The following is a 24,527-nucleotide window of genomic DNA, read 5'->3' on the forward strand; positions in this document are numbered from 1 at the left end:
GTGGCCGGCGGCAGGCCGTGGGTCAGCCGCGCGAACGGCTGCGGGAACGGCTGCGGCTGCGGGAGCGGGAGCGGCTACGGGACCGTCCGCGGCCGTGGTGCATGACCGGCTTGATGCGGAGCATGGTGGTCACCTCCTTCCACTGAGTTGGTGCTGGTCGAGGGAGACGACCCGGTCGGCGATGGCCGCCAGGTCGCGATCGTGGGTGACGACGAGGACGGTGCGCCGCGCGGTCGTGGTCCGGATCGCCTCGATCACCGCGGCGGCCGAGACCGGGTCCAGGGACGCGGTCGGCTCGTCCAGCAGGACCATCGGCGCGGACGAGACGGCAGCCCGGGCGAGTGCCACCCGGCGACGCTGCCCGCCGGACAGCCGTACGCCGCTCTCGCCGAGAGGTGTGTCGTACCCGTACGGCAGCCGGCCGGCGAACTCGTCCACCAGGGCGGCCCGCCCGGCCGCGATCACTCCCGCCCGGGTCGCGTTCTGGTTGCCGAAGGCAATGTTCTCGGCGACGGTCGCATCGAGCAGCCACGGGTCCTGCGGGACGAACGCGAACCGGTCCCGCAGGCTGCGCTGGCCGCAGTCCCGCACATCCACGCCGTCGATGAGGATCCGACCGGCGTCGACGTCGTACAGGCGCAGGAGGAGATGCAGCGCGGTGCTTTTGCCGATCCCGCTGGGTCCGAGCAGGCAGACCGTCTCGCCGGCCGCGATGTCGAGGTCGAACCGGTCGAGCACCGGCCGCCCGGGCTCGTACCCGAAGGAGACCCGCTCGAACCGTACGCCGGATCGCAGTGCCGGGGCCGGTCGGGCGTCGTACCGATCCTCGACCGCCTCGTCGCAGTCCAGGACCTCGCGGACCCGCACTGCGCTGGCACCGGCCTTCGCCAGTACGACGGACAACCGGGTCAGCCCGCGCACGGGGGAGTAGAGGTCGCGCAGGTAGGCGAGCACGACCAGCAACTGCCCGACCGTGAGCGCACCGGACAGAACGTGCCGTCCGCCAACCACCAGCACCAGCGCGGCACCGATCGCGAGGACGACATCGGCCATCGGGGTCCAGCGGGCGTCCACCTCGATCGCTCGCAGCTCGACCTCGAGTACGGCGCGATTCCGGGTGCCGAAGATCGCGGCGGCCCGGTCGATCCGGCCGAACGCCTGCACGGCGCGGACGTTCCGCAGCAGGTCGGTCGTTGCCCCCGCCAACCGTCCCGACTCGGTCCGGGCGTCCTGCTGGGCGGCTCGGATCAGCCGGCGCTGCCGGACCGCCAGCGCGGCCAGCACCGGCGCGACCGCCAGGCCGATCAGAGCGAGCCCGGGGTCGAAGGCGAACAGCAGTACGAGGACGCCGGCGAGCATCACCGCGTCCGGCAGGAAGGACGTGGTCACCGCGACGACGGCGTCGATCACGCGGCCGACGTCCGTGGTCAAGCGGGACACCAGCTCACCGCTGCGCATCCGGTCGTGCCACCGCAGGGACCGCGTCATCGTGCGCTGGAACATCGTCGCGCGCAGCGATGCGCCGATCCGCTCGGCCGCGCCCTCCACGGTCCGCAGACTCGCCATGTCGAGGAGCCCGATGATTGTCGACAGCAACACGCTGCCGAGGGCCGCCAGCGCCAGGACGATCAGCGGATTCGCCGCCGGCTTCGGACCGAGCGCATGGTCGACCGCGAGCGCCAGCGGCCATGGGCGGAGGAGAACCGCACCGACCCGCAGGACGACGAGGCCCGCGGCGGCGGCGAGTGCGGGGAGCTGCACTCGGGCTGCAGGCCCGGCGACGGCGAGTGAGAGCGGAAGCTTCATGCCGACAACGGTCGTCGCCGGCCGGTCGGGCGCGGTAGTGCACCTTGGTACTACGACTGTCGTCGGGGCTGCCGGACCGCGCGGGGCCACCTACGATCCCAGACATGGTGAGACTGCGACGCTCGCGCGCGGACCGTGAGCCGATCTCGACGGTCGGGCTGCTGGTGCGGTTCACCGCGGCCGGGCTGATCGTGCTGCTGTCCCTGGCCGCGCTGATCGCGTTCGTGGCACGGCAGGCCGGCGTCGAGCAGGCGACGGACTCGGCCCGGCAGGTGACGTATGTGACCGCGCGGGGAGTCGTCGAGCCACGCCTGGACGCGGCTGTCATCGCTGGGCAGCCGGCCGCGTTGCAGTCGTTCGACACGGCGATGCGGAAGTACGTACTGCAGGGCTCGCTGGTCCGGGTGAAGCTGTGGAACGCCGACGGCCGGATCGTCTACTCCGACGAACAGAAGCTGATCGGTCAGACGTTCCCGCTGGGCGCCGAGGAACTGGAGGCGCTCCGCGTGCAGGGGAGCAGCGCGTCGGAGGTCAGCGACCTGAGCCGGCCGGAGAACCGGTTCGAGATCCCGTACCAGAAGTTGCTCGAGGTGTACGTCGGAGTCCGCGGGACCAACGGGGAGCCGATGCTGTTCGAGGCGTACTTCCGGTACCAAGCGGTGACCGAAGCGGGACAGGCGGCCTGGAAGCGGTTCGCGCCGCCCGCGTTGGGGGCGCTGCTGGTGCTCGAACTGGTGCAGATTCCGTTCGCCTGGTCGCTGGCCCGGCGGGTGCAGCGGCAGCAGCGTGATCGGGAACGGTTGCTCCAGCACGCTGTCGACGCGTCGGACGCCGAGCGCCGCCGGATCGCGGGGGAGTTGCACGATGGCGTCGTACAGGAACTGACTGGGCTGAACTATGCGCTGGATGCGATGCGGCTCGGCACTCCGACCGAGGGACAGCGGGCGGAGTTGATCGCCGACAGTGCGGGACGGTTGCGGGCGAGTATCGGGTCGCTCCGGTCGCTGCTCGTGGACATCTACCCGCCGAACCTCGCGGAGGAAGGGCTCGCGTCGGCGCTGGCCGAGTTGGCGGCGGGCCTCGAGCGGACCGGGATCGACGTACGGCTCGAGACCGAGGGCACCGAGGAGTTGCCGCCGGCGACCGCGGCACTGTTGTTCCGGGCCGCGCAGGAGGTGGTCCGGAACGTGGCGGCGCACAGCGGGGCGCGCGAGGTGCTGATCAAGGCACACCGGGTGGACGGGCGGGGCGTGCTGATCATCGACGACGACGGCCGCGGCTTCGACGAGTCGCGACTCGATGAGCGGAGCAGCAACGGTCACCTCGGGCTACGCTCGATCGGCGACCTGCTCGCCGAGTCGGGTGGCATGCTCACGGTCCGGGCCGCGCCCGGCCAAGGGACACGGGTGGAAGCCGAGGTGCCGGTGTGATCCGGGTGCTGATCGTCGACGATCATGCGATCGTCCGGACCGGCCTGTCCCAGTTGCTCGGTACGGCGGACGACATCGAGCTGGTCGGGGCCGCGGGTGACGGTGCCGAGGCCGTGGTGATGGCGGCCGAGTTGCGGCCGGACGTCGTACTGATGGATCTGTCGATGCCCGGGACGGACGGGATCGCGGCGACCGGCCAGATCGTGGCGGCCGATCCCGGCGTGCACGTGCTGGTGCTGACGTCGTTCAGCGATCAGGCGCGCATCCTGGACGCGCTCCAGGCCGGAGCCGAGGGGTATCTGCTGAAGCACAGCGAGCCTGAGGTGATCCTGGCCGGGGTGCGGGAGATCGTGGCCGGTGGGTCGCCGCTGGACCCCAAGGCGGCGCGGGTGTTGCTGACCAACCGGCGCAGCCCGGGACCGGAGACGAAGCTGACCGAGCGCGAGCAGGAGGTGCTCGACATGGTCGGCGCCGGTCTGCCGAACAAGACGATCGCGCGCCGGCTCGGGATCAGCGAGCGCACGGTGAAGGCGCATTTGACGAACGTGTACCAGCGGCTCGGCGTGACCGACCGTACCCAGGCTGCCCTGTGGGCGCAGCGGCAGCGCCGCGAGGAGTAGGTACTAGTACCAAGGTCCGATGGTGCCGGCGGTCCGCCTGCGCCACGATCGACCCATGGACTCGGAGGACCTGCGCCGTCGACCGGTCGTGCTGCGCACCGGCGGGGACGACGCCGAGCCGGCGCGGCGGCCGCTGCGGTACCTCGCCTGGGCCGGCACCGGGCTGCTCGGCCTGGTCGCGGCGGCCGGCCTGGTCGCCGGAGGTACGGCGGTCTGGTCCGCGTTCGACCCCGGCACACAGGGCCAGTCGCCGGCGCCACTGTGGTTCCCGCCCCCGGAGACCATCACTCCCCAGAGCTCGAAGGTCACGCCGACGACCATCGAGCCTGGTGACGACAAGGGCGGCGAGCGAACGAAACCCACCACCTCAGCCAAGTCAACTTCAGGGAAATCCGGCTCAGGTAAGTCCGGCTCGTCCGACGACAAGTCCGGCCACCACTGATCTCAGTTCACCGCTGCGACGATCTGAGTGCCTGCGGTCCCCGCGATCACCGCGGCGGTCTCGTCGAGCGATCCCACCGCGGCCCGTCCCTTGGTCGCCTCCACGAACCGTGCGGCGGCCCGCACCTTCGGACCCATCGAGCCCTCGGGGAAGCTCAGGGCCGCGAGGTCCGCGACGGCAATCTCGTGCAACGCCCGCTGCTCGGGCGTCCCGTAGTCCAGATAGACCGCCGGGACATCGGTCAGCATCACGAACAGATCGGCCCGGAGCTCGGTCGCGACCAGCGCCGCCGTCAGGTCCTTGTCGACGACAGCGTCCACCCCAGCGAGACCTGTGGGCGATCGCTCCGCGACGGGGATGCCTCCACCGCCGGCCAGGATCACGGTCATACCGTGGCGGAGGAGCACCTCCGCGGCATCGAGTTCGACCACCCGGCGTGGCTCCGGGGACGCCACCACGCGGCGAAGCTGGGTGCCGTCCTGGCGGAAGGTCCACCCTGCGGTCGACTCCAGCAGCTGCGCGTGCTCCGCCGGGTAGCCGGTCCCGACGTACTTGGTCGGCGTACCGAAGGCCGGATCGGTCCCGGAGACCACCGTCTGCGTGACCAGCGTGACCGCGCGCCGGGCCAGGCCGGCGTTGCCGAGCGCCTGCTGGATCCAGTACCCGATGACGCCCTGGGTCTCGGCGACCAGGTCGCTGAGCGGGTACGGCTTCGAGAGGGCGGGATCCGCCGTACTCTCCAGCGCGAGCAGCCCCACCTGCGGTCCGTTGCCGTGCACGATCACCACCTCGTGCTCGGCCGCCACCGCCGCCAGCGCGGGCGCCGCCACGGCCAGATGCGCGACCTGCACCTCGGCATCCGGCCGCTCCCCGCGCCGCAACAACGCATTCCCCCCGAGCGCGATCACCATCCGCATACCCTCAGCGTCGCACGCCGATCCACAGCTCAGGTGTCGTGACCCTGGTCGGCGAGCGGCGCGCGCAGTTCGAGGACCGTGCCTTGCGGCTGTTTCGTCTGCAGCCGCACGGCCCCACCCAGCGCCTCGGCCCGGTCCTGCAGGTTGCGTAGCCCGCTCTGGTGGCCGGTGCCGGCCAGCCCGACACCGTTGTCGGCGACGCGCGCGACGACCTCGGTCGGAGACACGGTGACCTCGACGGAGACCTCGGTGGCCTCGGCATGGCGTACGACGTTCGACAGCGCCTCCCGGATCGCGGCGAGGATCTGCGGCCGGACGGACACGGGGACGGCGGCGTCGATCGGGCCGGTGCAGGTCAGTCCGGGACGGAACCCGAGCGGCTCGGCGTACTCGGCGACGAGGGCCTGGATGTCGGCGCGGAGCGACCGGCGGCTGGGGCGGTGGTGCAGCTCGAAGATCGCCGCGCGGAGGTCGCGGATCGTGGTGTCGATGTCCTCGATCGCCTGGCCGAGGCGTTCGTACGGCTCGGCGTCCACCATCCGGCGGATGCCCTGCAGTTGCAGCCCGGTCGCGAACAAGCGCTGGATCACCAGGTCGTGCAGGTCCCGGGCGATCCGGTCCCGATCCTCGAGGACGGCGATCATCGCGTGGTCCCGCTGGGCCTGGGCGCGATCCAGTACGAGCGTCGCCTGCGCCGCGAACATCGTGACCAGGTCGCCGTCCTCGTCGAGCGCACCGGGCTCGGCCGCCACGACCAGCAGGCCGCTCACCCCGGACGAGGCCGGCGAGACCGGAGCGACGACGGCCGGCCCGAGCTCGGGCACGTCGATCACAGTCAGTCGGCCGGCAGGTACGTCGTGATCGAGGCCGGCGATCCGCCGGCCGACGTACTCCCGCAGTTCCGGCGGTCCGTCCAGGGCCTCGATCACCAGTCCGTCGCCGTCGGTCAGCAGAACCGCGCCGACGCGGGCGCCGGTGACCTCGCGGGCCCGGCGGGCGATCAGGTCGAGCGCGTCCCGCTGGTCGACGTCACCGAGCAGGAGCTGCGTGAGCTCGGCGGTCACCTCGTGCAGGCGCTGTCGCCGCCCACCCGGGTCCTGGTCGTCCACGGGCCCACGGTACGGAAGCCAACGCCCGTTTGGGAACGCTTGGCAACGGTTGCCCTGAGCATCAATGCCCGCGGCGGCCGGTGACGGACTCGGTGCCGAGCCGGATCAGCTGCCGGTCCCGGAGCCGCAGCCACGGCGGTGCTGCCTCTGCAAGCTCGGCCGCCTCGCCTGCGGGGACGGCGGACAGATGTCCGACCGCCGTCACGGTCCAGCCGCGTCGATGTTCCAGGTCGACATCATCCGCCTCGAAAGCGATCACATCGCCACGCTGCGCGGCTCGCAGCCACTCGCAGTCGTCGGACGCAAAGACGATCGTGTCGCCGTCGACACCGAAGGCGACCAGCCGGACCACGGGCAGCCCACCCTGGGTGAACACGAGTCTTCCGACCGGGACCGAGGCCAGCAGCCGAAGGCACTCGGCCGCGTCCAGGATCTCCAGCCCGGCGCCGTCGTAGGTTCGCATCAGATCCTCCACAACCGGTCTACGCTGAGCGATACTGCGGCTTCAGGGGGGAGCGAGGCTCTATGGCGATCACGGTGTTCCTGCTCGACGACCACGAGGTGGTCCGGCTCGGGCTCCGGCAGCTGCTGGAGGCTGAGGCGGACGTCGAGGTGGTCGGCGAAGCGTCGTCCGCGGAGCAGGCCATCGCCCGGATCCCGGCGCTCCGCCCGGATGTCGCCGTACTCGACGTCCGGCTGGGTGACGGCGACGGGATCTCCGTGTGCCGGGAGATCCGGTCGGCGATGGACGGACCGCCGGCCTGCCTGATGCTGACGTCGTTCTCCGACGAGGAAGCGCTGTTCACCGCGATCATGGCCGGCGCGGCCGGGTACCTGCTCAAGCAGGTCAGCGGGACGGATCTGGTCGGAGCCGTACGGCGCCTGGCCGCGGGGGAGTCGCTGCTCGACCCGGCGATGACCGCCCTGGTCCTGGACCGGCTGCGGAACCCTGTCGACGTGGACGACGACCCGCGGTACGAGTCGCTGACGGAGCAGGAACGCCGGATCCTCGACGAGATCGCGGTCGGCAAGACCAACCGGCAGATCGCCGAGAGCATGTTCCTGGCCGAGAAGACGGTGAAGAACTACGTCTCCGCGCTGCTGCGCAAGCTCGACATGGAGCGCCGGACGGAGGCGGCCGTGTACGCCGTCGAGCGCGCGAAGCGCCGCCACAAGCCGTGACGGGCGGTTACCAGGTGCGGATACGGCGTCCACTGATGTGCTCCGGTTCGATGACGACGAGGACCTCGTGGTCGTCGCGCGCCCAGGGATCCGTGTGGGGGCGCCACGTGACCGTTTCCTGCAGTGAGCCGCGCCGGCAGCGGCCCGAGATCAGCACACTCCAGCCGTCCCGCGCGGAGCCGTCCAGCCGCTCCACCTCGAACGCCACCGGACCGTCGCCGTACTGCGCGATCGCCGTGGCGGCCCCGGTCCGGACGGCCAGCTGCCGGCCGCGGGCCGTGTAGGTCACCGGTCGCACCGACAACCGGCCGGACAGCTCGAAAGCCAGCCGGCCGGTGCCGCCGGGGGCGAGCAGCTCGAGGCACTCGTCCTCGCGCAGGTGATCCATCACCGGGTGCAGGGCGGCGAGTCCGCGGACGGGCGAGATCCGTGGACCGAGACGATCGGAAACGGTCGCGTCGAGTGCACCCGCCAGCCGGACCAGCGCACCCACCGTGAGCTGCTCCGTCCCGTGCGACGCGTCGGCGTCCGGCCCGGACCACGCGGACCCCTCCTGCCGCGCGCGCCCGAGTGACACACCCGGCCCCGACTGGTCCCTCCCCTGCGGAGACCGGGATCGGCCGGACGCTGTCATCGAACACTCCCTTTCCTGCCGTCTGCCGCTTATCCAACCGTGGTCGCACCGGCCGGCGGCAGTGCCAGACGTCCCGAGCCGGAAGGACCGAAGGCCCGGTGTGTCGGGTCGAGGGGTGGGCCGTTCGTCTGCAGGGTGAGAGTTGTTCCACCGAACTGACCGGAAGAGGTGCGCGGGTGAGGTATGTGCTGATGTTTGTCGAGACCGAGGCGTACGCGAAGGAGTTCGAGGCGATGGGCCCGGACGAGAAGGAGCGGGCCTTGCAGCGGGTGATGCAGTGGTTCGACGACCACCGGGACAAGCTGCGGGGTGGCAGCAAGCTGCAAGGGGCCGCGTCGGCGACCACGGTCCGGTTCGACGGCGGCGTACCGATGACGACCGACGGGCCGTTCATGGAGGGCAAGGAGGTCATCTCCGGGTTCAGCGAGATCGAGGTCGAGGATCTCGACGAGGCACTGCGGATGGTGAAGACCTGGCCGGCCTGCCCGGTCGTCGAGATCCGCCCCGTCGCGTTCGTGAACACCGTGGGGTCGTGAGCACGGAAGACGAGCTCGCCCGCGTGGTCCGCGACCACGCGGGGCGGCTGGCCGGCGCGCTGGTGTCGCTGCTCGGCGACTTCTCCGCCGCCGAGGACCTGGTCCAGGACGCGGTCGAGATCGCGCTGCGGCGCTGGCCGGTCGAGGGCATCCCGGACCGGCCCGACGCCTGGCTGTTCACGGTCGCGCGCCGGCGGGGTCTCGACGTCCTGCGCAGGCAGCAGAACTACCGCGCCAAGCTGGCCCAGCTGGAGTGGCCGGTGCAACCGCCGGCCGACGACCGGCTCCGGCTGATCTTCACCTGCTGCCACCCGGCGCTGGCCCGCGAGGCGCAGGTCGCGCTCACGTTGCGGGTGGTCTGCGGACTGACGACCGCGCAGATCGCGGCCGCGTTCCTGGCCTCCGAGTCGGCCGTGGCGCAGCGCATCACCAGGGCCAAGCGCAAGATCACCGATGCCGGGATCCCGTACCGCATCCCGCGTGACGACGAACTCCCGGACCGTCTGACCGAGGTGCTCACGGTCATCTACCTGCTGTTCAACGAGGGCTACTTGTCCAGCACGGCCGACCGCGTCCACTCTCGCGACCTGGTCGACGACGCCGAGTGGCTCACCGCGCTCCTGCACGGCCTGCTGCCCAACGAGCCCGAGATCGCCGGCCTGCTCGCACTGGTCCGTCTGCATCGGGCGCGTACGGCGGCCCGCTTCACGACCACCGGCGACCTGGTCCTGCTCGAGGACCAGGACCGCACCCGCTGGGACCAGCCGGCCATCGCCGACGCGACCTCACTCCTGACCCGAACGGCCCGGCGCCACCACGCTCCGGGTCCGTACCAACTGCAAGCAGCGATCGCCGCCTGCCACAGCGAGGCACCGACCTGGGCGGAGACGGACTGGGAACAGATCCTCGTCCTCTACGACATGCTGCTGACCCTGCAGCCGACACCAGTCACCCGTCTGCATCGCGCGATCGCCTTGTCCTACGTGAACGGCCCGCACGCCGCGCTCGCCGTACTCGACGAGCTCTCGACCGACCTGCGGGCGTATCCGTTGTTCCACGCGACCCAGGCACAGTTCTTCCGCGATCTCGGTCGCGACGACGAAGCCGACGCCGCCAACCAGCGGGCGGCCGAGCTGACCGCCAACCCCGCCCAACTCGGTCTGCTCCAGGATCGACTGGCCCAGTGAGCCTTCATCCTTGAGCCATGAGTGGTCCGGGGCGGGGCGAACGGCTGTGGTTTCTCGACTGGTTACGCGTGCTGGCGGTCTTCGGGGTGTTCGTGTTCCACTCGCTGCGCCCGTTCGACGAGGCCGACTGGCATGTGAAGAACGCGGACCGCAGCGAGGGCATCTCGATCGCGATCGCCTTCCTCGGACTGTGGGGCCTGGCCTTCTTCTTCCTGCTGTCCGGCGCCGGTGCCTGGCTCGCCCTTCGCTGGCGGACCGCTGGCGGCTTCCTGCGGGAGCGAGGCCTTCGGCTCCTGGTGCCGTTCGTCGTCGCGTATGTGCTTCTCTCACCACTGCAGTACTTCATCGAGGAGCGCCACAAGGGCACGTCCAGCGGGTCGTTCCTCGAGGACGCGAAGACGTTCTTCAGTGATCTCGGTGGCCATGCGCCGCTGTGGCTGCGCGACACGTATCACCTGTGGTTCCTCGTCTACCTGGTGCAGTTCGCCGTACTGGGTCTGCCGTTGTTCCTCTGGTTGCGCGGCCGGCCGGCGGACTGGATCGCGCGGCGGTGCGAACGGCGTGGGTCGATCCTGCTGCTCGCGGTTCCGCTCGTACCGGTGCATCTGCTGCTGCTCGCCGCGCCCGGTCCGGATCACGGGTGGGGCGAGTTCGTCTTCTTCTTCGACTTCTTCGTGGTCGGCTTCCTGGTGATGTCGGACGCGCGACTGATGACCGCCGTACGGCGAGACGCCGTCCCGGGGCTCGTGCTCGGGATCGGCGCCTTCCTCCTCGGCGTGGGCACCGGGATCATCGACTTCCTCGACGGCTGGTGGCCGGATCCGGGCTACTCGTGGGCCTACCTCTGGTACTCGCCGCTGATCACCTTCGCCGTCTGGGGCTGGCTGGTGGCGGTCCTCGGCGGCGGTATGCGGCTGGCGGCGTTCAACCGGCCACTGCCCGTGCCGCTCGCCCGTGCCGCGATGCCGTACTTCATCGTGCACCAGCCGATCATCCTGGCGATCGCGTACTTCGTCGTCGGCTGGGACGCCGGCCTGTGGACGAAGTACGCCGTCCTGCTGCCGGCCGCCTTCGTGCTGTCGGCCGGCCTCGCGTTGCTGTTGTCGAACCTGCCCGGGGTGTCGACGCTCCTCGGCGTCAAACGCTCCGCAGCACCGACACCACAACCCCGAGGATGACCGCATTGTCGCCGTCGATCACGTCGTACGCCGGGTTCCGCGGCTCGAGGTACACGTGCCCGTTGCGCCGCCGGTACACCTTGACCGTCGCCTCCTCGTCGATCATCGCGGCGACGATCTGACCCGAGTGGGCCTCGGACTGCTGCCGGACCACAACGATGTCGCCGTCGCAGATCGCCGCGTCGATCATCGACTCGCCCCGCACCCGCAGGCCGAACACGGTCCCGCGCCCGGTCAGCCCGCGCGGGAGCTGCAGTACGTCGTCCACGTGCTCGACCGCGGCGATCGGCGTACCGGCCGCGATGTCACCGACCACGGGCACCGGCACCGAGTCCTCGCTGGAGTCCCGGGTCGTCGACTCCTGGAGGAACATCCGGACGTCGATCGGCCGCGACACCGACGGGCTGCGCCGGAGGAAACCCTTGTCCTCCAGGCTGGCCAGGTGCTTCGACACCGACGACGAGGACCGCAGACCGACGGCGTCACCGATCTGCCGGCTGCTCGGGGGATACCCGTACCTCGTCACCCAGTCGCGGATCACCACCAGGATCCGCTGCTGCCGCTCCGGGAGCGCGCCGGTGTCGAGGTCGCCGAACAGATCGAGATCAGTCACCGCGAAATCCTAGAGCGCCCGGCCCCGCGGACCCGCACGCGACCCGCGTCCGGCCGGCGGCAAGTTGCTGCAACACCCATGACTTCGGGGGAGTGGTAGGCAGAGCCGCAGCTAATTGCTTGGCCGGGGTGCCGTGAGCGCGCCTACGATCGGCCGGGTGAGCGCTCCCCCGGAAGCTGTCCTGAAGGCCTTCGGGCTGTCTGACCCGGTCGTTCTCCTGCCAGGCGGGCAGGGGGAGACTTGGCGCTCCGGTGCGGTGGTGCTGAAACGGGCAGGCCTGGCGGCGGAGAGCGTGTGGCGCGCCGAGGTCCTGGAGGCGCTGCCGGAATCTACCGAGTTCCGGGTGGCGAGGCCGGTGCGAAGCCGGGACGGCGAGTGGATCGCCCACGGCTGGGAGGCGTCGCAGTTGCTGGCCGGAGCGACGGATGTCGGGCGGCAGGACGACGTACTGACGGCTGGGGCTGCGTTCCACGCGGCAGTCGCCGGGCTGCCGCGGCCGGAGTTTCTCGACGTGCGTGATGACGCTTGGTCGCACGGTGATCGGGTCGCGTGGGAAGAGGAGCCGGTCGGTGGGAGCCCGGCGTACGAGGAGCTGGTATCGCGGCTGGTGGAGGCTCGCCGGCCGGTCGATCTGGCGTCGCAGGTGGTGCACGGCGATCTGCCGGGGAATGTGATGTTCGCCGACGGGCTGCCGCCGGCGATCATCGACTGGCCCGTGTACTGGCGGCCACCCGCGTGGGCGTCGGCCGTCGCGGTCGCCGACGCCCTCTGCTGGTACGACGCCAAGCCCGAGCTGGCCGCGCGATGGTCGGAGCTGCCCGAGTGGGGCCAGATGCTGGTGCGCGCCTTGATCTACCGGATCACCACCGACGATCTCGTCGGCGGCCCGGACGCCTGGACGCCGGACCGTCGCAGGATCTACGAACCCGTCATCGAGATAGCGCTCTCGTACGTCGGCCCCGCTCGTCAAGGGGCTGACCTGCGTCGATAGCATCTCGGCATCGAGGCGAGTGCCGCAGGCTCTTCGACAAGAGGGTCGGCGCTGGCTTTGACTCGAGGGACTAAGGGTTGGGTCTGGGGGCCATCACTTTCCGCCGGATCACGCCGTCCGTCTGGAAGTGAGGAGCATTGTGAGGCTGTTCAAACCTGGGGCACTGGCACTTGCCCTCGGACTCGTCGCCGGACTGGTCACCACCGGCCCGGCGGCCGCCGACGAGACACAGACCGTCTCGTACCACGGCTACGAAGTCACCGTTCCGGCCAGCTGGCCGGTCATCGATCTGTCCACCGACCCGACCGCCTGTGTCCGGTTCGACCGCGCGGCCGTGTACCTCGGCCGCAGTACGGCGCAGGCCGACTGCCCGGCGCATCTCGTCGGCCGGAGTTCGGGCCTCGTTCTCGAGCCGTTGACCACCGCGGAGCCGTCCACCGACGGCCTGCTGCGTCGCGCGATCACGGATGCCGGCGTACTGGCGACCGCCTACTACGCAGCGGATTCCGAGCAGACGGCCAACGCCGTACTGGCGACTGGCCGGGTCGTTTCGAAGTCGCAGTCCGCCCGGGTCGCCCAGGCGGCCGCGGTCACGCCGTCGGTAGTTGCTACCGGCAACTTCGCTGGCTACGGGTTCGACACGTGCTCGGCGCCGACGCAGGCGTCGATGGACGCTTGGCGGCCGTCCTACCAAGGGGTGGGCATCTACATCAGTGGCGGCTCGCGCGCGTGTGCCCAGACCAACCTGACCGCCGATTGGGTCGCGGCGAACGCGAGCAAGGGCTGGCAGTTCCTCCTGATCGACGTCGGTCTGCAGGCGCCCTGCACGACCTACAAGAACCGGATGTCATCGGTCGCGTCGACCGCGCTGACGCAAGGCCGGAACGCCGCGATCAACGCGGTCGCCGCCGCGCAGGCGCTCGGGTTCGCCCAGCGGAGCGCGATCTACAGCGACATCGAGACGTACACCTCGACAGCCGCATGCAAGGCCGCCGTCCTGTCCTACCTGAGCGGCTGGACGCAGGAGCTGAACTCACGCGGTTACCTCGGCGGTGCGTACGTCGATCCGTCGGGTACTCGGGATCTGGTGAGCGTCTACACGAGTACGGCGTACACGCGGCCGGACAACCTGTGGTTCGCGCGCTGGAACTCGACGATTCCGGTGGGGACCAGCCCGGACATTCCGGCGACGTACTGGAGCAACCACCAGCGGGTGCACCAGTTCGCCAACACGTCGGAGACGCACGGCGGCGTGACGATGTCGATCGACCGGGACTACCTGAACCTGACGGCGCCGCCGCCACCGGTGACCAGTCTCCGGGTGACGGGTGGTGTCACGGTCGCGACGTTGCAGTGGAGCAACCCTGCCAACACCACGCTCGGCCAGATCATCATCCGCGGCGCGTCCGGTTCGACCGCGCCGCAGCTGCCGACCGCCGGTACGGCGATCTACAGCGGTACGGCGAGTTCGTTCGCGCTGACCGGCCTGGCGAACTCGGGGAGCTACGCGTACCGCGTCTGGGTCAAGAACAGCACGGGCAAGATCGGGCCAGGGGTCGACGTACGACTGATCGGCACGAAGACGACGATCGCGGCCGGCGCGGCCTCGATCATGTACACGGGGTCGGTCACGCTGACGTCGGTCGTCACGCGGCTCAACGACGCGACCAGGCTGAGTGGCGTTCCGGTGGTGCTGTACTCGAAGGCGAAGAACGCGACGAAGTGGACGACGGCCGCGCAGTTGACCTCGGACGCGAACGGTGTCGTCACGTCGGTGCAGAAGCCGGCCGTCTCGACGTACTACATGTGGGGCTACAACGGCGCCGTCGGGCTGCTGGGGACGCGGAGTCCGGCCACGCTGGTCGAGGTGCACCCGGCGATGTCGGCGTACCTGACTCCGGCCGCTATCAAGCTGGGCGCGTCCACGCTGCTGTACGGCTACCTCAACCCGGCGCACGCCGGTACGACGGCCTACCTCCAGCGCCGGTCGGGGACGACGTGGGTCGCGGTGACGACCGGGAAGCTCACGACGAACGGCAAGTACGCGTTCAGCATCAAGCCGACCGCCCGCGGGACCTACACCTACCGGGTCGTGTGGCTGGCTGACGCGGACCACCAGGGGACGCAGACGGCGTCGAAGGTCCTGACGGTCAGCTGAGCTGGTCCAGGTCGGCCGCCACTCTCTTCGCGATCTCGATCGCGTGCGCCGCCAGCGGTGAGTGTGTGCGGCCGGCCTGCCAGAGCAGGAAGATCTCCCTGGCGGGCAGCGCCGGCTCGAACTCGTGCAACTCGAGGCCCTCGTCGTGCGGGTAGATGGCGAGCAGCGGCATGACGGCCGGGGCGAGGCCCGCTCGCACCATCGCGAGCAGGGCCTCGTTGCCCGCCGTCCGGAACACGAACTCCGGCCGGATGCCGCGCTCGGCGAGGAACCGCTCGACGTTGGCCTGATCGCAGATCGCCGGGTGCGCGACGATGGGCAGCCGGTCGAGTTGCTTCGGCGCCACCGGCCCGGGCGGGAAGTCGCCCGGCCGGGCGACCAGGACGTGGGCGTCGTCGAGCAGTTTGAGGTGGTCGACGCCGCTGTCGCCGCGGCCGTCGAAGAACATCAGGTCGAGACCGGTCAGGTCCGGTACGTCGGTCTCCTCCTCGAAGAGCCTGATCTCGCAGCCGGGATGGGCCTCGTGCAGCTCGCGGATCACGGTCGGCAGCAGCACGTTCGAGACGGTCTGGAACGTGCCGATGTCGACCCGCCCGTCGCCGGCGCGGAAGCGCTCCACCGCGTCCGACATCGCGCCGGCCCGGCGGAGGAGTTCGCGGCCGTGGTCCAGCAGGACGGCGCCCAGCGGCGTGATGCGGACCGGCTTCGGGCCGCCCGGCCGATCGAACACCGCGCCTCCGGCTGCCTTCTCGAGGACGGCGATCTGCTGGCTGACGCTCGACTGGGCGTAGCCGAGCCTGGTCGCCGCGCGGCCGAACGACCCTTCGTCGGCGACGGCGACCAGGGTGGCGAGATGACGCAGCTCGTACATGTTCGCCAGGCTAACGCCCTGCTATCGCCGGTGGCGATCGAAATCATCAGAAACCATCGCTTTTCGTGATGCCTGGATCCCTCTACGGTCGAGGCATGACTACCGAAAAGCTTTACCCGGTCAACGGAGTCGAGATCTGCGCCGAGACGTTCGGCGATCCCGCCGACCCGGCCGTGCTGCTGATTCACGGGGGCTCGGCCTCGATGCTGTGGTGGTCGCCCGAGCTGTGCAAGCGGCTGGCCGGTCGTGGCCGGTACGTCATCCGCTACGACCAACGCGACACCGGGCGGTCGACGTCGTACCCGGTGGGGGAGCCGCCGTACTCGATGCGGGACCTGGCGGCTGACGCGGTGGGGCTCTTGGATGCCTTGGGTATTGATCGTGCGCACGTGGTGGCGCAGTCGATGTCCGGCGGCACGGGGCTCGTGCTCGGCGTGGACTACCCGTCGCGGGTCGCGTCGCTGACGTTCGTGTCCACGAGTACGGGCGCCGACGGGCTGCCACCGTCGTCGGTGGCGCACGTCGCGGAGCCGGACTTCGCGGATCCGGTCGCGGTCGAGGAGTACGTCGTACGGTCGATCGAGGCGGAGGCGGCCGGGTACTTCGATGAGGCGGCGGCGCGTGACCTGGTGCGACAGGACATGGCCCGGGCTCGGGACTACCAGGCTTCGCTGACGAACCACTACGCGATGACGTTCAACGGCCCGGTGAACGGCGGGTTCGGTGACTTGTCGATGCCGGTGCTGGTGGTGCACGGCTCGGCGGATCCGGTGTTCCCGTTGCCGCATGGCGAGGCGATCCGCGCGGCCGTGCCCGATGGTCGCCTGGTCGTCGTCCAGGGTGCGGGGCACGGGATTCCGCCCGAGTTGTGGGACGACTTCGTCGACGCCGTCGCTGATCAGAGCCGATGATGCGCTCGGCGGTGTGGGTGCCCCTGTTCGACGAACTGGCGGATCCGCTGACGGTGGCGCGCCTGGCGGCCGCCGCGGAGGAGGCCGGGTGGGACGGGATGTTCGTCTGGGACCAGTTGTGGTGGCGAGAGCCGGTCGAGGCCGTCGCCGATCCGTGGATCACGATGGCTGCAATGGCCGCGGCGACCGACCGGCTGCGGATCGGGCCGATGGTCACTCCCGTCGCTCGCCGGCGCCCCGTCAAGCTGATGCGTGAGGCAACGACACTCGACCTGCTGTCCGGTGGGCGGCTGACCCTCGGCGTCGGACTCGGGAGTGACCGGTTCGCGGGGGAGTTCTCCCGGACCGGGGAGGAGGTTGACGATCGCGTCCGGGCCGAGCAGCTCGACGAGTCCTTGCAGATCCTGACGGCCGGGTGGAGCGGTGAGACGGTCTCGCATCGGGGCAGGCACTACACGGTCGACTCGGTCCGGTTCCTGCCGCGGCCGGCGTCCGGGCGGATCCCGATCTGGGTGGCCGGCTTCCCCGGCAACCGGAAGCCGATGCGCCGGGCGGTTGGCTACGACGGGTTCTTCCCGGTGAACCTGGCGTCGGCGGATCAGTTGGCGGAGGTTGTCGCCGTACTCGAGGGTCTCCGGGGGCCGCTGACGGAGTTCGACATCGCGGTCGCGGTGGAGCCGTCGACCGACGTACGGCCGTACGCCGCGGCCGGGGCCACCTGGTGCCTGACCGACTTCGATCCGGCGGGTCTGCGGCTGGCCGACGTCCAGGCGGTGATCGCGGCAGGACCCGCCGGGTGAGCGTCAAGGGTGTTGTGGGGGCGCGGGCGGGTGTCTAATCGAAGGGATGTGGAGACCGCCGCACGCGGGATCTGTCCACGGGAGGGCGCATGGCCAGTGTCAGCGAGCGAACCGGGATATCTGAACGCACCGGTCCGGTAGTCGTCGGGCCGGTCCGGCGGCCGCTCGGGCAGGTGATCGGGCGATTGCTGTCGACGACCGACCACAAGGTGATCGGGCAGCTCTACCTGGTGACGTCGTTCGTGTTCTTCCTGATCGCCGGCGTGATGGCAATGGTCATCCGCGCCGAGCTGATCGAGCCCGGTATGCAGATCGTGAACGAAGAGGTCTACAACCAGCTCTTCACCATGCACGGCACGATCATGCTGCTGCTGTTCGCGACGCCGCTGTTCGTGGGGTTCGCGAACGTGATCATGCCGGTGCAGATCGGTGCTCCGGACGTGGCGTTCCCGCGGCTGAACATGTTCAGTTACTGGCTGTTCCTGTTCGGCGGGCTGATCACGCTGGGAGCGTTCTTCACCCCGGGCGGTGCGGCCGACTTCGGCTGGACGGCGTACTCGCCGCTCTCGAACGGAGAGCGCTCACCCGGGATCGGCAGCGATCTGTGGGTGATGGGTCTGTGGATGGCCGGTCTGGGCACGATCCTCGGTGGCGTGAACTTCGTGACGACGATCATCACGATGCGGGCGCCGGGGATGACGATGTTCCGGATGCCGATCTTCTGCTGGAACATCCTGGTCACGTCGATCCTGGTGCTGATCGCGTTCCCGATCCTGGCCGGCGCGCTGCTGATGCTGGAAGCCGACCGATTGCTAGGGGCGCACGTCTTCGACGCCGCCAACGGCGGCCCGATCTTGTGGCAACACCTGTTCTGGTTCTTCGGGCATCCCGAGGTGTACATCATCGCGCTGCCGTTCTTCGGCATCATCACCGAGATCCTGCCGGTGTTCAGCCGCAAGCCGGTCTTCGGCTACATCGGTCTGGTCGCCGCGACGCTGGGGATCGGGCTGCTGTCGATCGCGGTCTGGGCGCACCACATGTTCGTGACCGGCGCGGTGAACCTGGCGTTCTTCTCGTTCATGACGTTCCTGATCGCGGTGCCGACCGGGGTGAAGTTCTTCAACTGGATCGGCACGATCTGGGGCGGCTCGATCTCGTTCGAGACCCCGATGATCTGGTCGCTCGGCTTCCTGGTGACGTTCCTCTTCGGCGGTCTGACCGGGATCATCCTGGCCTCGCCGGCGCTGGACTACCAGCTGTCCGACACCTATTTCGTGGTCGCGCACTTCCATTACGTGGTCTTCGGGACCGTGGTGTTCGCGATGTTCGCCGGGTTCTATTTCTGGTGGCCGAAGATGACCGGGCGGATGCTCGACGAGCGGTTGGGGAAGCTGCACTTCTGGTTGCTGTTCGTCGGCTTCCACACCACGTTCCTGGTGCAGCACTGGCTCGGCGTCGAAGGCATGCCCCGCCGGTACGCCGACTACAGCTTCAACGACGGCTTCACGGCCCTGCACCAGTTCTCCAGCATCGGCTCCTTCGTCCTCGGCATCTCCACCCTCCCGTTCCTCTACAACGTCTACAAGTCCCGCAAGAACCCCCGAGTAGAGGTCGACGACCCGTGGGGCTGGGGCCGCTCGCTGGAATGGGCCACCAGTTGCCCACCCCCACGGCACAACTTCAACCAGCTCCCCAGAATCCGCTCCGACAGCCCCGCCTTCGACTACCACCACCAAGAACTGACCGCCACCACCCCAGCCCAAAACCTCCTCACGCCCGACGAATAGCCCCACGAGCAGGCGGGTTCGGGGGAGCTGACGACGGCAGGCGCTCCACCACGCCCAAGCCACGTCACGCGGGACGCCCCGCGACCCGGTCACCTGCCACGAAACCTGCGCTTGCGCCGGCAGCGGGTGGATCAGGGGAGTTGGTTGCGGAGGGTGGTGAGGAGCGCGGCGGTTTGGTCGGGTGGGGGGCTGGTGGTGGACAGGAGGTCCAGGGCTTGGGTGTAGGTCTCTACGTCGTCGCGTTTGTCCAGGTAGAGGGCGCTGGTGAGGTGTTCCAGGTAGACGACGTCGGGGAGGTCGCGCTGGTGGAAGCGGAGGAGGGTGAAGGCTCCGCCGGTGGCGGCGTGGCCTGAGCTGGTCAGCGGGATGATCTGCACGGTGATGTTGGGGCGGGTGACCGCCTCTCGGAGGGCGTCCAGTTGGTTGCGGAGCACCTCAGGCCCGCCGATCGGGCGGTGCAGGACGGACTCCTCGATCACGGCCCACAGCTTGAGGGGTGGCTCGCGGTCGAGCACCTTCTGCCGCCTGGTGCGGAGAGCGACGATGCGCTCCACCTGATCGTCGGCCCGCTCGTTCCCCGGTGTCAGCCGCGCCACCGCCCGCGCGTAGTCGGCCGTCTGCAGCAGCCCCGGCACGAACTGGATCTCGTAGGTCCGGATCAGCTCCGCCGCCGCCTCGAGCCCGAGATAGGCATCGAACCAGTCCGGCGTGACATCACCGTACCGATGCCACCAGCCGGGATCGTTCGCCTCGCGGGCCAGTTGCAGCAGCCGGTCCCGCTCCCGCGCCTCGGTCACGCCGTACAGACTGAGCAGGTCCTCGACGTCGCGTTCCTTGAAACCGACCCGGCCGAGCTCCAGCCGGCTGATCTTCGACTCCGACGCCCGGATCGCCCACCCGGCGTCGGTCCGGCTGACCCCGGCGCGCTCGCGCAACCGCCGCAGATGACTGCCCAGCATCATCCGCAACGCCGTCGGCCCCACCACGCCCTGCCCCGCCATGCGCCCAGTCTACATGATTATCGAACATATGTTCCCATCCGTTCGAACAGAGAGATCCGGCCCCGCGGCGGAGAGTTGGCGCCCTCTGGACAGCGCTGTCACGCACTGCGACTAGCGTGTGCCGTGGCGGATCCGCTACCCGACTGGGAGGTCCCGAGGTGGCCAGTAAGTTCACCGAGCTTGCGATCGACTGCGCCGATCCCGTCGCTCTCGCCCGGTTCTGGTGTGCGGTCCTCGACTACGTGGTGCAGGACGACGAGGAGGGAGTCATTACCATCGGCTCCCCGCTGGTGCCCGAAGGCAAGAAGCGCCTCGGCCCGGTGCCGCCGACGTTGACCTTCGCGCGCGTACCCGAGGGGAAGACCATCAAGAACAGGCTCCACCTCGACCTCAACGCCACCGACCGGGAGCAGGACGAGGAGGTCCGTCGCGTCCTCGACCTGGGCGCCCGGCACGCCGACGTCGGCCAGACCGGCGAGGAAAGCTGGGTCACCCTCGCCGATCCCGAGGGCAACGAGTTCTGCATCCTCGCGGGCCGCCGCCCCTGACCAGGGAGTCAGCGCACGCGGGTGCCGACCAGGAGGGAGTTCTGCAGGTCCGGGAGGACGACCTCGGTCGAGACCAGCCTCGCGTCGCCGGAGAAGAACTGTCGCTTCGGATCGTCGGTCCGGTACGGCGAATCGACCGGCAGCACCTTCACCGGCGTCACATCGTCCATGACCAGCCGCCCGCCGATCCGCAGCAGATCCACGAGTACGCCGGGATCGACCTTCCCGCCGTCCGCGAAGAGCAGATCGTACGGCGCTCGCCCCGACAACACCGGGTACGCATCACCGCACACCACCTCGACCCGCGGATCGCCCGCCAGGACCTCACGAGCCGCCGCGGCCCGCCGTTCATCGAGTTCGACCGTGATCAGCCGGCAGTCGGCCGGCATCGCCCCGGCCATCCACGCCGCCCCGACGCCGACGCCAGTACCCAATTCACCGATCGTCCCGCCCACACACCCCGCAGCCAGCACGGCCAGGAACCGCCCGACGCCCGGCAGGCAGGCCGACGGACCATTGCCCTGCCGGCTGAGCGGCATCCCGACCTCAGCCGCCGCCTCCTGCGCGCGCACCACCAACGCCGGCAACTCCACGATCGCCCCCAGGTCTAGTCGATTCTCCGCTCGGCAAGATCCAACCACCTCGTGACGTCGGCGGCCGTGTGGTGGCGGATCGCCCAGTCCACCTGGCGAAGGCTCATGTGTGCCCAGAAGGGACGCAGTACGTCGGCCGGGATCTCGTCGAGTACGGCGTCCAGCCGCTCGACCACCCGCCGGTCGGGCTGGCCCGGGTGTACGCCGAAGCGCAAGGTGACGAGGTCGAACCGGCGGTCGCCCCGGCCGGCACCGTCCCAGTCGATGACGCCGGTGATGATGCCGTCGACCGCGAGGAGGTTGCCGGGGTGGAAGTCGGTGTGGACCGCGTCAAGGCCACGGAGTGGGCCGGGGTTGGCGGCCGCGACGGCGGCGACCCAGGCTGCGAGCCGGGCGGTCCGGCGGTTGTGCGCGCGGAGCGGACCGTGCAGACAGAAGCCCGGACCGTCGGTGTCGAGGTACAGGTCGAGCTCGGGGATGTCCGGACGGTCGGCCAACAGACCTTCCTGCAGCTGATTGAACGTCAGCGCCTGCGTCACACCATGGTCGTCGAGCTCCCGGATAGGTGCTCCGGGCAACAGTTCCTGGACGGTGGCGACCGCCGGGCCGAGTTGGACGGCGAGCTCGGTCGCCGGCGCGGGAAGGCCGGCGAGACGAGCGGCTTCGGTGACCGCGAGCGGACCGGCCTCCATCGCGGCCAGCCGGGTGGAGGGCCGCCACTTGAGAACCGACCGCCGCCCCGAAGGCCACCGGACAAAAGCAGCCCCGACCTCACCACCAGGACACGGCCGCTCGAAGATCAGCTGTACGCCGGTCTGCTCCTCGAGCTGACCCAGAACCCGGCCCGCATCGAGCCGCTCAGCCCGCGCCCAACCATCGGAGCCATCGCTGGCGGGATCAGCAGACATGTAGCTAGTCGCGGAGATACTCGGCGCGCCAGCGGAGGATGGTGGGATCTTGAGGGCTGGGGGACTGGGTGAGCTGGATGAGGCGGAGGTCGGGCGTCGTGAACGCGTCGATGGCAGCGCGGGTGAGCGGCCAGGGTGGGCCTTCGGTAGCGGCGTCCGGCTGGTCGTCCGGGCGGGCGGCGGCGATCACGAGCAGGGTGCCGCCGGGGGCGACCAGCTCGCTGACCTGGTGGATCGCGGAGGGCTGCAGCGGGATCGGGAGCGCCTGGACGGTGTAGATCTCGACGACCAGGTCGAATGCGCGGTGCCACTCGCCCGGCGGCGCGAGCAGGTCGGCGGTCAGGTAGTGGGCCTTCGAGTCCGGGTGGTTCCGGCGCGCGGTCTCGACCGCGGTGGGGGAGATGTCGAAGGCGGTCGTGTCGTACCCGCGGTCAGCGATCCGCTCGGCGTCCCAGCCCGTCCCGGCGCCGACGACCAGCGCGGTCTTGTCCGCCCCGTCGGGCTGCGCTTCGTCGATCCACTCGATCAGCAGCGGGTGCGCCGTACCCCGGTCCCACGGCACGACCGCGGCACCTTCCGAAGCGGCGGAGTAGAGGTCCTCGAACCAGCCGGTCGGGTCGTCGCGGTCCAGCGACTCCCGGGCGATCCGCCGCGACACGACATCGGGGTCCTCAGCCATCCGCTTCATCCTCCTGCTCGCCGCCGGGTCCCGAGTGGATCTCCCGCACGGTTTGCACCGTATCAACGTCGTCAGGTGATTTATCGTCGCGATACCGCAGGACCCGGGCGAACCGCAGCGCCATCCCGGCCGGATACCGCGGCGAGGTCTGCACGCCGTCGAACGCGATCTCGACCACCACCTCCGGCTTCAGATAGACGGTCCAGTCGTCCCGTCGTACGGCGAGCTCCTGGAAGCGCTCGGTCTGCCACCGGAGCAACTCGTCCGTCAGCCCCTTGAACGTCTTCCCGAGCATGACGAACTCGCCGGTCTCCTCGTCCCGCGCTCCGAGGTGCAGGTTGGACAGCCACCCGGTCCGGCGCCCGTGCCCCCACTCGGCCGCGAGAACGAGCAGGTCGAGTGTGTGCGTCTGCTTGACCTTCACCCACCCGGAACCACGCCGACCGGCCTCGTACGGCACGGTCAACGACTTCACCATCACGCCTTCGTGGCCCCGCTTCACCGCATCCAGGAAGAATGTGTGACCGGCATCGGCATCGTCGGTCACCAGTCGTGGGATCCGCCGCTCCTCCGGCACCAGCTTCGACAGCCACTCATGCCGCGCGGCCCCGTCGAGCCCGAGGAGGTCCTGGCCGTCCTGATGCAGGATGTCGAAGAAGTACGGCGTCAACGGCACCGACTCCGGACCGGTCGCCGCGCGTGTCGCCGTCCGCGACCCCGTCACCTGGAACGCCTCGGGCCGCCCGTCCGGCCGCAGCGCGATCAGCTCACCGTCGAGCACCACCTGGCGAGCATCCAGCGACAGCACGGCACTCACCACCTCAGGAACCCGCGTGGTGATGTCGTCCAGAGTCCGCGTGTAGACGACCACGTCGGAGCCGTCCCGGTGCACCTGGATCCGGATCCCGTCCAGCTTCCACTCGAGGGCGGCCGGCGTACCCGTCTTGGTCAGCGCCTCGGCCACGCTGGTCGCGGACTGGGCGAGCATCGGCTGCACCCCGCGCCCGACCTCCAGCCCGAACTGCGCGAGCCCCGCCTCACCCTCGGTCAGTACGGCGACCGCCACCGGAGCCGCCGCGCCCCGCAGCATCGTCGCCGCCCGGATCTTGGGCAACGGGATCCCGGTCGCCCGCGCGACCGCGTCGGCCATCACCCCGTCGAGCGCTCCCTGCCGCAGCTCACCACCCACGAGCTGCCGCAGGAAGTGCTGCTCGTCGGCGGTCGCCCGCCCGAACAACGCGTCGACCGCCGTCCGCCGCCGCGCCTGCACGCCCGCGCCGCCCATCTCCGCCAGCTCCGCGAACGCCCGGTCGACCTCTTCGACCGTCAGCGACGGCTCGGACGCGGGCTCCGGCGCGTCCATCAACGTCCGCCAGCCGACCCCGGTCCGGCGCTGCCGCAGCTCACCGGACAGGTACGTCACCACGATCTCGGTCTCGGCCGGCTCGGTGGCCTTCGACAACAAGTCGGCGATGAACTCGGCCTTCTTCAGCCGGGACCGGGTCCCGGCCAGCGCGGCCGACGTCCGGACCACCTCGGTGAGCAACATGACCCCAGTCTCACCCATCCCACCGACACTTTCGGACCCGCAACTTTCCCCGCCGGAGCCGCATCGAGCAAGCAGGA

At 70.0% G+C, this 24,527-nt stretch carries 25 protein-coding genes; 13 read left to right on the forward strand and 12 right to left on the reverse strand.

Translation table 11 applies throughout. From position 1 onward, the window contains the following. Nucleotides 1–129 precede the first annotated feature (129 nt). The gene (locus ACZ6O0_RS00460) at nucleotides 130–1,806 is read right to left on the reverse strand and encodes an ABC transporter ATP-binding protein (protein WP_465762638.1); all 1,677 of its coding nucleotides are present in this window, start codon (nucleotides 1,804–1,806) and stop codon (nucleotides 130–132) included. Between the two features lie 104 nt (nucleotides 1,807–1,910). Between ACZ6O0_RS00460 and ACZ6O0_RS00465 the strand changes: the two genes are divergently transcribed. Genes ACZ6O0_RS00465 through ACZ6O0_RS00475 form a run of 3 tightly spaced genes read left to right on the forward strand, consistent with a single transcriptional unit; the run spans nucleotide 1,911 to nucleotide 4,298 of the window. Then, the gene (locus tag ACZ6O0_RS00465) at nucleotides 1,911–3,236 is read left to right on the forward strand and encodes a sensor histidine kinase (protein ID WP_465762639.1); all 1,326 of its coding nucleotides are present in this window, start codon (nucleotides 1,911–1,913) and stop codon (nucleotides 3,234–3,236) included. Next, nucleotides 3,233–3,856, forward strand: coding sequence for a response regulator (locus ACZ6O0_RS00470; RefSeq protein WP_465762640.1), 624 nt, complete (start codon nucleotides 3,233–3,235; stop codon nucleotides 3,854–3,856). The genes ACZ6O0_RS00465 and ACZ6O0_RS00470 overlap by 4 nt, the downstream gene beginning before the upstream one ends. A gap of 55 nt (nucleotides 3,857–3,911) precedes the next feature. Beyond that, complete coding sequence (locus ACZ6O0_RS00475; RefSeq protein WP_465762641.1) at nucleotides 3,912–4,298, forward strand: hypothetical protein; 387 nt, start codon at nucleotides 3,912–3,914, stop codon at nucleotides 4,296–4,298. 2 nt (nucleotides 4,299–4,300) lie between these two features. Here ACZ6O0_RS00475 and ACZ6O0_RS00480 read toward each other — a convergent pair whose 3' ends face one another. The 3 genes from ACZ6O0_RS00480 to ACZ6O0_RS00490 form a co-directional block, all read right to left on the reverse strand. Then, nucleotides 4,301–5,215, reverse strand: coding sequence for a carbamate kinase (locus tag ACZ6O0_RS00480; protein WP_465762642.1), 915 nt, complete (start codon nucleotides 5,213–5,215; stop codon nucleotides 4,301–4,303). A 29-nt stretch (nucleotides 5,216–5,244) separates the two neighbouring features. Then, nucleotides 5,245–6,324 (reverse strand): sensor histidine kinase, encoded by a 1,080-nt coding sequence (locus tag ACZ6O0_RS00485; RefSeq protein WP_465762643.1) that lies wholly within the window; start codon nucleotides 6,322–6,324, stop codon nucleotides 5,245–5,247. A gap of 61 nt (nucleotides 6,325–6,385) precedes the next feature. Next, nucleotides 6,386–6,787, reverse strand: a complete 402-nt coding sequence (locus tag ACZ6O0_RS00490) for a pyridoxamine 5'-phosphate oxidase family protein (RefSeq protein WP_465762644.1) — start codon at nucleotides 6,785–6,787, stop codon at nucleotides 6,386–6,388. A 62-nt stretch (nucleotides 6,788–6,849) separates the two neighbouring features. On the opposite strand from ACZ6O0_RS00490, the gene ACZ6O0_RS00495 reads away from it, so the two are divergent. Next, nucleotides 6,850–7,506, forward strand: coding sequence for a response regulator (locus tag ACZ6O0_RS00495; RefSeq protein ID WP_465762645.1), 657 nt, complete (start codon nucleotides 6,850–6,852; stop codon nucleotides 7,504–7,506). A 7-nt stretch (nucleotides 7,507–7,513) separates the two neighbouring features. Here the strand turns inward: ACZ6O0_RS00495 and ACZ6O0_RS00500 are convergent, their stop codons facing one another. Beyond that, the gene (locus ACZ6O0_RS00500) at nucleotides 7,514–8,083 is read right to left on the reverse strand and encodes a pyridoxamine 5'-phosphate oxidase family protein (RefSeq protein WP_465762646.1); all 570 of its coding nucleotides are present in this window, start codon (nucleotides 8,081–8,083) and stop codon (nucleotides 7,514–7,516) included. 233 nt (nucleotides 8,084–8,316) lie between these two features. Here ACZ6O0_RS00500 and ACZ6O0_RS00505 point away from each other — a divergent pair, with 233 nt between their 5' ends. The 3 genes from ACZ6O0_RS00505 to ACZ6O0_RS00515 are packed head-to-tail and all read left to right on the forward strand — an operon-like array spanning nucleotide 8,317 to nucleotide 11,041. Next, on the forward strand, nucleotides 8,317–8,676 hold the full coding sequence (locus ACZ6O0_RS00505; protein ID WP_465762647.1) for a YciI family protein: 360 nt from the start codon (nucleotides 8,317–8,319) through the stop codon (nucleotides 8,674–8,676). After that, nucleotides 8,673–9,863, forward strand: a complete 1,191-nt coding sequence (locus ACZ6O0_RS00510) for an RNA polymerase sigma factor (RefSeq protein ID WP_465762648.1) — start codon at nucleotides 8,673–8,675, stop codon at nucleotides 9,861–9,863. The genes ACZ6O0_RS00505 and ACZ6O0_RS00510 overlap by 4 nt, the downstream gene beginning before the upstream one ends. Before the next feature lie 17 nt (nucleotides 9,864–9,880). Then, nucleotides 9,881–11,041: an acyltransferase family protein gene (locus ACZ6O0_RS00515; protein ID WP_465762649.1), complete on the forward strand. Its 1,161-nt coding sequence runs from the start codon at nucleotides 9,881–9,883 to the stop codon at nucleotides 11,039–11,041. Here the strand turns inward: ACZ6O0_RS00515 and lexA are convergent. Beyond that, nucleotides 11,001–11,654: a transcriptional repressor LexA gene (gene lexA / locus ACZ6O0_RS00520; RefSeq protein WP_465762650.1), complete on the reverse strand. Its 654-nt coding sequence runs from the start codon at nucleotides 11,652–11,654 to the stop codon at nucleotides 11,001–11,003. The two genes, ACZ6O0_RS00515 and lexA, sit on opposite strands and share 41 nt — an antisense overlap. 157 nt (nucleotides 11,655–11,811) lie before the next feature. Between lexA and ACZ6O0_RS00525 the strand changes: the two genes are divergently transcribed. Continuing rightward, on the forward strand, nucleotides 11,812–12,645 hold the full coding sequence (locus tag ACZ6O0_RS00525; RefSeq protein WP_465762651.1) for a TIGR02569 family protein: 834 nt from the start codon (nucleotides 11,812–11,814) through the stop codon (nucleotides 12,643–12,645). A 139-nt stretch (nucleotides 12,646–12,784) separates the two neighbouring features. Further along, nucleotides 12,785–14,803, forward strand: a complete 2,019-nt coding sequence (locus ACZ6O0_RS00530) for a DUF1906 domain-containing protein (protein WP_465762652.1) — start codon at nucleotides 12,785–12,787, stop codon at nucleotides 14,801–14,803. Here ACZ6O0_RS00530 and ACZ6O0_RS00535 read toward each other — a convergent pair. Beyond that, the gene (locus ACZ6O0_RS00535; RefSeq protein ID WP_465762653.1) at nucleotides 14,796–15,674 is read right to left on the reverse strand and encodes a LysR family transcriptional regulator; all 879 of its coding nucleotides are present in this window, start codon (nucleotides 15,672–15,674) and stop codon (nucleotides 14,796–14,798) included. The genes ACZ6O0_RS00530 and ACZ6O0_RS00535 overlap by 8 nt on opposite strands. Nucleotides 15,675–15,769: 95 nt before the next feature. Here ACZ6O0_RS00535 and ACZ6O0_RS00540 point away from each other — a divergent pair, with 95 nt between their 5' ends. The 3 genes from ACZ6O0_RS00540 to ctaD all read left to right on the forward strand — a co-directional run bounded on the left by ACZ6O0_RS00540 (nucleotide 15,770) and on the right by ctaD (nucleotide 19,172). Beyond that, a complete protein-coding gene (locus ACZ6O0_RS00540) occupies nucleotides 15,770–16,585 on the forward strand; it encodes an alpha/beta fold hydrolase (protein WP_465762654.1) in 816 nt (271 codons plus the stop codon). After that, nucleotides 16,582–17,385, forward strand: a complete 804-nt coding sequence (locus ACZ6O0_RS00545) for an LLM class flavin-dependent oxidoreductase (RefSeq protein WP_465762655.1) — start codon at nucleotides 16,582–16,584, stop codon at nucleotides 17,383–17,385. Before ACZ6O0_RS00540 ends, ACZ6O0_RS00545 begins: the two co-directional genes overlap by 4 nt. An 89-nt stretch (nucleotides 17,386–17,474) precedes the next feature. Then, nucleotides 17,475–19,172, forward strand: coding sequence for an aa3-type cytochrome oxidase subunit I (ctaD, locus tag ACZ6O0_RS00550; protein ID WP_465762656.1), 1,698 nt, complete (start codon nucleotides 17,475–17,477; stop codon nucleotides 19,170–19,172). A gap of 131 nt (nucleotides 19,173–19,303) precedes the next feature. On the opposite strand, the gene ACZ6O0_RS00555 is transcribed toward ctaD, so the two are convergent. Beyond that, a complete protein-coding gene (locus ACZ6O0_RS00555; protein ID WP_465762657.1) occupies nucleotides 19,304–20,173 on the reverse strand; it encodes a helix-turn-helix domain-containing protein in 870 nt (289 codons plus the stop codon). A 158-nt stretch (nucleotides 20,174–20,331) separates the two neighbouring features. On the opposite strand from ACZ6O0_RS00555, the gene ACZ6O0_RS00560 reads away from it, so the two are divergent. Continuing rightward, a complete protein-coding gene (locus tag ACZ6O0_RS00560) occupies nucleotides 20,332–20,721 on the forward strand; it encodes a VOC family protein (RefSeq protein WP_465762658.1) in 390 nt (129 codons plus the stop codon). A gap of 8 nt (nucleotides 20,722–20,729) precedes the next feature. On the opposite strand, the gene ACZ6O0_RS00565 is transcribed toward ACZ6O0_RS00560, so the two are convergent. Genes ACZ6O0_RS00565 through ACZ6O0_RS00580 form a run of 4 tightly spaced genes read right to left on the reverse strand, consistent with a single transcriptional unit; the run spans nucleotide 20,730 to nucleotide 24,468 of the window. Next, nucleotides 20,730–21,314, reverse strand: coding sequence for an O-methyltransferase (locus tag ACZ6O0_RS00565; RefSeq protein WP_465762659.1), 585 nt, complete (start codon nucleotides 21,312–21,314; stop codon nucleotides 20,730–20,732). 14 nt (nucleotides 21,315–21,328) lie between these two features. Beyond that, on the reverse strand, nucleotides 21,329–22,222 hold the full coding sequence (locus tag ACZ6O0_RS00570) for a phosphotransferase (protein WP_465762660.1): 894 nt from the start codon (nucleotides 22,220–22,222) through the stop codon (nucleotides 21,329–21,331). A 4-nt stretch (nucleotides 22,223–22,226) separates the two neighbouring features. Next, nucleotides 22,227–22,901: a class I SAM-dependent methyltransferase gene (locus tag ACZ6O0_RS00575; RefSeq protein ID WP_465762661.1), complete on the reverse strand. Its 675-nt coding sequence runs from the start codon at nucleotides 22,899–22,901 to the stop codon at nucleotides 22,227–22,229. After that, nucleotides 22,894–24,468 carry an ATP-dependent DNA ligase gene (locus ACZ6O0_RS00580; RefSeq protein ID WP_465762662.1) on the reverse strand — a complete coding sequence of 525 codons (1,575 nt, stop codon included), beginning with the start codon at nucleotides 24,466–24,468 and terminating at the stop codon, nucleotides 22,894–22,896. Before ACZ6O0_RS00580 ends, ACZ6O0_RS00575 begins: the two co-directional genes overlap by 8 nt. Between the last annotated feature and the right edge of the window lie 59 nt (nucleotides 24,469–24,527).

This window comes from Kribbella sp. NPDC048837 (genome assembly GCF_055586945.1).